Genomic DNA, 8,696 nt, shown 5'->3' with positions numbered 1-8,696 from the left:
AGGTGGTGACGGCCATGACCACGGTGCAGCGGCTTTTGGCCAGCYGCACGGAACCTGCCGCGACACGAACCGTGCTGTTGCGCGACCCCGGGCCCGGCGACATCGGCTGGGTGGTGCAGCAACACGGTGAAATTTATGCGCGTGAATACGGCTGGAACAGCGAGTTCGAGGCCCTGGTGGCCGATATTGCCGGCAAATACCTCAAGAACCACCAGCCGGAATGGGAGAAGTGCTGGATAGCCGAAGTCGACGGTGAGCGCGCGGGCGCGGTGTTTGTGGCGCGTAAATCAGCCACCGTGGCCCAGCTGCGCATGTTGATCCTCACGCCGCAGGCGCGCGGACTGGGCCTGGGCGGGCGACTGGCCGACGAGTGCATCGCATTTGCGCGCAGCAAGGGCTACAAAAAAATGGTGCTCTGGACCAACAGCTGCCTGGACGCAGCGCGCGCCATTTACGCCAGGCGTGGTTTCAAGCTGACCAGGAGCGAGCCCTACCATGGCTTTGGGAAAAAAAACCTGGTCGGCGAAACCTGGGAGCTGCGGCTGTAGCCGCCATGCAGGGCATGTCGGGCGCCGGCCCGGAAATTCATGCCATTTTGGCCTGCAGCGCATATTCGGCGGGCGCAAGCAGCTATCTTATTAATAGCAAACGGCGGTCCTCGGTCTCCTGTGCGCAGGCTGTGGTGCATCGATGAAGCGGCGATAATTGGTGCATGAGCACCCCTCCCGCCGAAGACCACCCGAAACCCCGATCCCTCTCCGACCTTTTCATTTCATTCACCTTGCTGGCGCTTCAGGGCTTTGGCGGTGTACTGGCTGTCGTGCAACGCGAGCTGGTCGAAAAAAAGCGCTGGATGACGCGCGAGGAATTCATTGAAGACTGGGCCGTCGCGCAAATCATGCCCGGACCCAATGTAGTCAACATCTCACTGATGATAGGTGGCCGCTACTTCGGCCTCAAGGGCGCCCTGGCAGCGCTGGCCGGCATGCTGACGGTACCGCTGGTGCTCGTGTTGCTGCTGGCCGTGGTCTATGCCCAGTTTGCCGGGCATCCCGGCGTGGCTGGCGCGCTGCGCGGCATGGGCGCCGTGGCAGCAGGGCTGATCGGCGCGACCGGCCTGAAGCTGTTCGGCGCGCTCAAGAAAAACGTGCTGGGCCTGCAGCTGTGCGCCGCGTTCGGTGTGGCCTGTTTTGTGGCCATCGCCCTGCTGCGCTTTCCGCTGGCCTACGTGCTGCTGGGGCTGGGCGGCGTGGCCTGTGTGCTCGCTTACCGCAGGCTGGCACCATGACCGAGTCGCTGCACCTCGTCTTCGGCGCTCGGGAATGGTTTGACCTCTTCCTGCATTACCTCTCGCTGTCGCTGCTGTCGATCGGCGGCGCCATCACCACCGCACCCGACATGCACCGTTTCCTGGTCGACAAGCAGCACTGGCTAACCGACGCGCAGTTCAACGCGTCCATTGCCATTGCGCAATCAGCCCCCGGGCCGAATGTGCTGTTCATCGCTTTGCTGGGGTGGAATGTGGGGCTGAACGCGGGGGGCATGCTGACCGGGCYGCTGGGCGTTTTCCTGGCGATGCTGGGCATCCTGATTCCCAGCACCACCCTCACCTACCTGGCCGCGCAGTGGGGTCACCGCAACCGCGAACTACGCGCGGTGCGGGCTTTCAAGCAGGGCATGGGACCCATCGTGGTGGCCTTGCTGATCGCGACAAGCTGGATATTGGCCACCGCCAACGGTAGTTCGCTGAAAGACTGGCCGGTGTGGCTGCTGGCGGCCACCACAGCCGTGATTGTCTGGCGCAGCAAAATCCATCTGCTGTGGCTGCTGGGCGCTGGCGCATTGCTGGGCTGGTATGGGCTGGTCTAGCAACCCGTTTCGGGGCGGCTACTCTGGTTTGCCGCGCCGGTGAAAGTACACCATGCGCGCAGCCTGCCGCATGGGTTCGGTGTCCAGGGCCATATTGAAGATCCAGTCGGCCTGAAAGCGGTCAAACAGCCAGCGCAGCGTGCGCTTGGCGCGGAACTTCGGGTAGTGCCGCACCAGCCCTTGCGCTGGATCAGCCGGGTCGCTGCCATCGGCCGAACCACCTTGCAAAAAGGCGGCTACCGCGCTGCCCACCGCGTCGCCATGCTGCAGTGCCGTGTGGATGCCACCAGCCGTCACGGGCGACACCATGCCGGCGGCGTCACCGACCAGCATGACGCGTGCATCAGACACCCGCTTCAGCACCCCGCCGCAGGGAATCATGCCGGCGCGCGTCGCCAACGGACTTGCGTTGCCGACATCCACATGCGGCGCGATTTTTTCCATGAAAGCGCCCATCCACGCCTGTTTGGCAGGCACGGACGCGCCTGAGGGGGACATCCGCCTGGCCAGCCCGATCTGGTGAATGCCGGCACCCGCAACAGCCCAGCCGATGTAGCCGGGCGCGAGCTGGCGGTCTATGAAGCAGTGCAGCAGGTTGGCATCCAGCCGGGCCTGGCCGTATTCATGCTCGATGCCGAAGAGAAACTGGGTATTGAGCGACAGGCCCAAAGCCTTGGCCACACGCGAATGGGGGCCGTCGGCGCCGACCAAATAGCGAGCCTGCAGCACCATCGGCTCCTGCGATGCAACCGACTTGACCGACACGGCCCAGCCGCCGCTGTCTCGCGCAGCCTGCTCGAACAGCGTGCCGCCCAGCAAGGTGACACCGTCCGCCACGACGGACGCACACATCCAGTCCAGCAGGGCCGGCGTGTCGGTTGCCCAGAAGTAATAACCGGGCGCGTGCAGATCGACATGGCGAAGATTGGGCGAATAAAGCCTCACGCCGTCCACCTGCCGCACCAGCGCCGCGGGCACTTGCTGCAACCACGGGATGGTGTCTATGGCATCTTTCACGATGATGCCGGTGGTGTGCAGCTTGTCGCCGGAAGAAGTCTTCTTTTCGACAATGGCGACCTGCAGGCCCGCCCTGGCCGCGGCGCGCGCGCAGGCCAGCCCGGCAAAACTGGCGCCTATGACTACCAGGTCGAAGTGCTGCGGCGTCGTCATGCCCTGCGCTGGCGCAGGGCTTCGTACAGGCACACACCGCTGGCTACGGACACATTCAGGCTTTCCACCGCGCCATGCATCGGGATGCTGACCAGCTCATCGCAAGTCTTGCGCGTGAGCTGGCGCATGCCCTCACCTTCAGCGCCGAGCACCAGCGCCACAGGGCCTTTCAGGTCCACGTCGTAAATTGTTTTTTCCGCATCGTCGCTGGTGCCTATGCACCAGATGTTGCGTTCCTTGAGCTCGCCGAGGGTACGGGCCAGGTTGGTCACCATGAAATAGGGCATGGTTTCGGCGGCGCCACTGGCGACCTTTGCGACGGTCGCATTGATACCGGCCGCGTGGTCCTTGGGCGCGATCACCGCRTGGGCGCCGGCGCCATCGGCCACACGCAGGCAGGCGCCGAGGTTGTGCGGGTCGGTCACGCCGTCGAGCACCAGCAGCAGCGGCTGGGCAACACCGGCTTCTTCGAGTTGCTCCAGCAATTCGTCGAGCGATTTGACCTGCGCCAGTGCGTCGACCCGGGCCACAACACCCTGGTGGCCGTGGCTGCCGCACATCTTTGCCAGGCGCAAACCGTCGGATTCGATCAGCCGCACACCCGCCTCCCGGGCCCGGTCCGTGAACTGGCGCATGCGCGCATCGCGGCGGGACACATCGAAAAACACTTCCAGGACGGATTGGGGCGCTGTTTTGATACGAACGCCGACGGCATGGAAGCCAAAAAGCACTTTGGGAGAAGAAGACATGGCAGCGATTATCACTGTTGGCCGTAATTGGCATTACTACCGGTGTATCGGGTGCGACGAGCGGGGCACAATGGCCCCCGGGCAGGACTAAAATAGTAACAATTTGTTGGACCTGCTGAATAATCCCGCTCTGCTGACTGCAGGGCACCTGGAGGCGCTATGGGCTTGAGACTGAAATTCAATTTGGTGCTGGTCGTGGTTTTTTTGGCCGGCTTTGCCGCGGCCGGCTACATCTCGCGCCAGCTGCTGCAGGACAATGCGCGCGAAGAGGTGCTGCGCAACGCCCGCCTCATGATGGACACCGCGCTTTCCGTACGGGCCTACACCGTCGAGCAGATCAAGCCGCACCTGGACAAACAACTCGAGGAAGTGTTCCTGCCCCAGACCGTTCCGGCCTACGCCGCCACCGAAACGCTGGGCCACATCCAGAAAAAGTACCGTGACTACGGCTACAAGGAAGCCACGCTGAACCCGACCAACCCGCGCGACCGCGCCACCGACTGGGAAGCGGATATCGTCCAGCAATTTCGCCAGAATGCCGAATCGAAAGAACTGATTTCCGAGCGTTCCGCCGCCACGGGCCGCCTGCTGTACATTGCCAAGCCCATCCAGATCACCAACGCGGCGTGCCTGCAGTGCCACAGCGTACCGGCCAATGCGCCCGCCAGCATGATCAAGGTCTATGGCGAGGCTAACGGCTTCGGCTGGAAACACAACGAAATCATCGGCGCGCAGGTTGTCACCGTTCCCATGGACATTCCCATCCGCAACGCAGACCGCACCTTCAAGACCTTCATGGCCTCGCTGGCAACTGTCTTCGCCGTAGTTTTTGTCGTACTTAACCTGATGCTGAGCTGGCTCATCGTGCGGCCTATCCGCCGCATGTCCCAGGCCGCCGACAAGGTGAGCACCGGTGACTTTGATGTACCGGAATTCGCTGACGGCGGCAAAGACGAAGTGTCCGTGCTCGGCGGCGCGTTCAACCGCATGCGGCGCAGCCTCGAAAAAGCCATGCAGATGATCGACCACGGCGCCTGATGTCCGGCCGGGCTCAATAATTCACAGGCACCCTCAGCCCCCACGAATCGATCCCACGAATGGAAGAACCGGAAGAAACAACGCAAGCCCTGCCCGTGCGTCCCACAGGCGGCGAAGGCAAAGACGCGGCTGCGCTTCTGCCGGGACACACCGTTTTTGAATACCGCATCGACAAGATGCTGGGCGGCGGCGGCTTCGGCATCACCTATCTGGCGCAGGACATCAACCTGCAGTTGCCGGTAGCCATCAAGGAGTATTTTCCCGGCGACCTGGCCGTGCGCGCGGAGGACCTGTCGGTGCACGTGCGCTCCAGTGCGAACAACGGCCAGTTCAATTGGGGGCTGGAGCGCTTCCTCGACGAAGCGCGGGCGCTGGCGTCCTTTCGCCACCCGAACATCGTGCGGGTGCTGCGTTACTTCAAGCAAAACGGGACCGCCTACATCGTCATGGAGTACGAGTCCGGCGACCCGCTCAAACGCTGGCTGGCCAGGCAGCCGGCGCTGGACCAACAGGGTCTGCTGAAGATCGTCTACCCGTTGATGGACGGGCTGGAAGCGGTGCACAAGGTGAATTTCCTGCACCGCGACATCAAGCCGGACAACATCTACATCCGCGCCGACGGCACACCGGTGCTGCTCGACTTCGGCGCCGCCCGSCGCGTGACCGGCAACCASGACATGACCAACATCGTGAGCCCTGGYTTCGCRCCGTTYGAGCAGTACCACAGCAARGGMCACCAGGGGCCGTGGACGGACGTCTATTCGCTGGGSGCGGTGATGTACTGGATGACRACSGGSCACAAGCCSATGGARTCGGCTTCGCGSGTGCGCGAGGACASCATGCCCAAGGCGGCCGACACGGCCAGCGCGGTGGTCTTCGGTGCGCCCCTGCTGCGCGCCATTGACTGGGCCATGATGCCCAACGAAACACAGCGCCCGCAGGACGTCGGAGCCCTGCGCCAGGCCCTGATCAGCTCGGACTTTCTCAAGACGCAGACCATCCGCGCCGCCAACCCGTCGTCCAACACAGCCGCCATTGCCCCGGTAGCGACGGTAGCGCCGCAGACCGATACGTCAACCACAAAGACAAGCAAGCTGCTGTCCGAAAGCGCCGTGCTCGCCTACGCGGCCAATTCCCAGTCCATTCCGCTCAATAGCGCCGAAAATCTGCGCAAGAACGTACTGGGCACGATCATGTTCCTGGACCTGGTGTCCTACTCCACCTATTCGGTCGACCAGCAGGTGGCACTGAAGACCCTGTTCAACGAACTCATCACCAAGGCCATCGGCGGCGTGAAGGAGTCGTCGCGGATCATGATCGACACCGGCGACGGCGCGGCGATCTGCTTTCTGGGCGACCCCGAAGAGGCCCTGCAATCGGCCCTGCTGCTGCGCGACCTCCTGGTACAAAAGTACGGCCGCAAGCTGTCCCTGAGGGTGGGCCTGCACCTGGGACCGATCCGCATGGTGTTTGACATCAACAACCGCGTCAATGTGGTGGGCGACGGCATCAATGTGGCCCAGCGCATCATGGACTTCTCCAGGCCCAACCAGATCGTGGTCTCGCGTGCCTATTACGACGTGATTTCACGCATCACCGACAGCGCCGCCAGCCTCTTCGACTACCTCGGCCCGCACATGGACAAGCACCTGCGCTCGCACGAGATCTATGCGGTGCTGGACCCGAACGCCGCACCGGCCGCGCCGATGTCCCGCAACATGGAGTTCGAGCACACGGCATCGTTTGCCGCGCTAGCGTCGCTCACCCCGGAAATCGCGCTGGAAATTGAAAACGAGCTGGCCAAGGCCATCGGGCCTCTGGCCAAGGTGCTGGTCAAGAAGGCCATTCCGCGCACGGTCAGCGCCCAGGGGCTGCGCGACCTGCTGGCCATTTCCATTCCCGATGCGACAGCCCGCGAAGCCTTCCTGAAGCCGCGCCACGCCAGCGCGACGGTGAATTCGGGGCTGCATGGCGCCAGTGGCCCGTTGCGGTCCACCGGCGGCAGCAGCAGCTACAGCCGGCCCATTTCCTCGACGTTTTCCCGCCCCTTGCGCAGCGACATGAGCAGGCCCCTGTCCACGTCGGCAACGACATCCGGAACGACCTCGGCATCCTCCACATCCATCAATGTGCAGAATTTCAATGCGGAGCTGCAGGCGCAACTGGAACGCGCGCTCAGCCAGCATATCGGCCCGCTCGCCAAAACCCTGGTGCGCAAGGAAGCAGCCCGGCAACTTACCTTTCTGGCACTGATCCACGCCTTGGCCCAGCAGATTGACCGGCCTGATGACCGCGCGAAATTTCTGGCGGTAGCGCAGAAAATGCACGGGGGGCGCTGAGCGCAGCTTTTTTCAGCCTCGCATACGCTATGCTTTTGATAGCTGCCTGCGCACGATGAAAAAGGCCTCCAGGCCATTTCCCCTTAAGATTTTCGCCCGGGATATTTTCGAAATCACTCCGGGCTGACACGCCCCGCATCAATGGTGATGCGCCGCTCGCAGCGCGACGCGATGGCCTGGTCATGCGTCACCAGTACCAGGGTCGTGCCGAGTTCGCGGTTGAGCTCAAACATCAGCGACATCACCGTCTCGCCGGTGGCAAAGTCCAGGCTGCCTGTCGGCTCATCGGCCAGCAGCACCGCCGGCTGCACCACAAAAGCGCGGGCCAGTGCCACACGCTGCTGTTCGCCGCCAGACAACACTTTCGGATAATGGCCCAGCCGCTCCCCCAGACCGACACGCTTGAGCATGTCGGTGGCCAGCGAGCGTGCGTTTTTGGCGCCCGACAGCTCCAGCGGCAGCATGACGTTCTCAAGCGCCGTCAAATTGCCCATGAGCTGGAAGCTCTGGAAGACAAACCCGACCTTCTGCGCTCGCAGGGCGGCCCGGTCGTCTTCGCTGATCGCAAAGATGTCCTGCCCCGCCAGCCTGACCGTGCCCTGCGTCGGGGTATCCAGCCCTGCGATGATGGACAACAAGGTGCTTTTGCCGGAACCCGACGCACCGACAATGGCGGCGGTTTCCCGGGGAGCCAGGGCGAAGTCAATATCGCGCAAAATGGCCAATGTGCCGGTGGAGTCGGTGACCGACTTGAAAACATGCTCAACGGAAATAATTGAAGACGTCGGGGACGGTGCGGGCACAGCGGAAGCCGCAGCCCTGGAACCATCATTCACGCCACTCACCACGGGTTCAAACATGTCGGCCTTGTCAGGAAATATGAATTCAGACTTTACCAAGCTTGCCCTTGCGGCGGCAAAGCGTTTGCTAAAACCTTTCGGGGCGCTGCTTGTGGCCGCCGTGATGGGTGGCGGCGCTCCGGCGGCAATAGCGCAAACGCCGGTGCCCAAAGGGGAAACCATTCTGGTGGTCGGTGATTCACTCAGCGCCGAATACGGCCTGAAACGCGGAACGGGCTGGGTGCCGCTGCTTGAAAAACAGCTTGCCAGCGAAAAAAAGACGGCCAAAGTCGTCAACGCCAGCATCAGCGGTGACACCACTTCGGGCGGYAGTTCGCGCCTGCCGGCGCTGCTCGCGCAGCACAAGCCTGCGGTGGTGGTGATTGAGTTGGGCGGCAACGATGCCCTGCGGGGATTGCCGCTGGACATGACCGAAAGGAATCTTGTCACGATGACGCAGGCGTCCAAAAAAACAGGGGCCAGGGTGCTGCTGGTAGGCATGCAGGTGCCGCCCAACTACGGCAGCGCCTACGCGGCCACGTTTTCAGGGCTGTTCGGCAAGATCGCCAAGGCGGAAAAAGTAGCCCTGGTGCCCTTCTTTCTCAAGGGCATTGCCGACGCGGCCGACCCGGTGGCCAACTTCCAGGCGGACCGGATCCACCCGAACGAGCAGTCGCAGGCGAAGATACTTG

The 8,696-nt window shown here is 62.9% G+C and carries 9 protein-coding genes; 6 read left to right on the top strand and 3 right to left on the bottom strand.

Going from position 1 to position 8,696, the window contains the following annotated elements; translation table 11 throughout:
- From AC1DWI_RS06660 to AC1DWI_RS06650, 3 genes are all read left to right on the top strand, one after another.
- Positions 1 to 548: GNAT family N-acetyltransferase (locus tag AC1DWI_RS06660; protein WP_477724567.1), on the top strand; the 548-nt coding region annotated here is incomplete at its 5' end.
- 164 nt (positions 549 to 712) lie between these two features.
- Positions 713 to 1,288, top strand: coding sequence for a chromate transporter (locus AC1DWI_RS06655; RefSeq protein WP_457280691.1), 576 nt, complete (start codon positions 713 to 715; stop codon positions 1,286 to 1,288).
- Complete coding sequence (locus AC1DWI_RS06650; protein ID WP_477724566.1) at positions 1,285 to 1,869, top strand: chromate transporter; 585 nt, start codon at positions 1,285 to 1,287, stop codon at positions 1,867 to 1,869. Before AC1DWI_RS06655 ends, AC1DWI_RS06650 begins: the two co-directional genes overlap by 4 nt.
- A gap of 18 nt (positions 1,870 to 1,887) precedes the next feature.
- On the opposite strand, the gene AC1DWI_RS06645 is transcribed toward AC1DWI_RS06650, so the two are convergent.
- Positions 1,888 to 3,039, bottom strand: coding sequence for an NAD(P)/FAD-dependent oxidoreductase (locus tag AC1DWI_RS06645; protein ID WP_477669369.1), 1,152 nt, complete (start codon positions 3,037 to 3,039; stop codon positions 1,888 to 1,890).
- A complete protein-coding gene (gene rlmB, locus AC1DWI_RS06640) occupies positions 3,036 to 3,788 on the bottom strand; it encodes a 23S rRNA (guanosine(2251)-2'-O)-methyltransferase RlmB (RefSeq protein WP_477649216.1) in 753 nt (250 codons plus the stop codon). Before rlmB ends, AC1DWI_RS06645 begins: the two co-directional genes overlap by 4 nt.
- 159 nt (positions 3,789 to 3,947) lie before the next feature.
- Here rlmB and AC1DWI_RS06635 point away from each other — a divergent pair, with 159 nt between their 5' ends.
- A complete protein-coding gene (locus AC1DWI_RS06635) occupies positions 3,948 to 4,826 on the top strand; it encodes a c-type heme family protein (RefSeq protein ID WP_477669368.1) in 879 nt (292 codons plus the stop codon).
- Positions 4,827 to 4,885: 59 nt separating this feature from the next.
- Positions 4,886 to 7,165 (top strand): protein kinase domain-containing protein, encoded by a 2,280-nt coding sequence (locus tag AC1DWI_RS06630; protein ID WP_477724565.1) that lies wholly within the window; start codon positions 4,886 to 4,888, stop codon positions 7,163 to 7,165.
- Positions 7,166 to 7,278: 113 nt separating this feature from the next.
- On the opposite strand, the gene AC1DWI_RS06625 is transcribed toward AC1DWI_RS06630, so the two are convergent.
- Positions 7,279 to 8,025: an ABC transporter ATP-binding protein gene (locus AC1DWI_RS06625; RefSeq protein WP_477669366.1), complete on the bottom strand. Its 747-nt coding sequence runs from the start codon at positions 8,023 to 8,025 to the stop codon at positions 7,279 to 7,281.
- Positions 8,026 to 8,128: 103 nt separating this feature from the next.
- Between AC1DWI_RS06625 and AC1DWI_RS06620 the strand changes: the two genes are divergently transcribed.
- A partial coding sequence (locus AC1DWI_RS06620) for an arylesterase (protein ID WP_477724568.1) occupies positions 8,129 to 8,696 on the top strand: 568 nt, incomplete at its 3' end.

The organism is Polaromonas sp. P3_C2, assembly GCF_056402675.1.
Note: the sequence above shows the minus strand (reverse complement) of the source record. Positions and strands in the feature narration are given on the sequence as shown.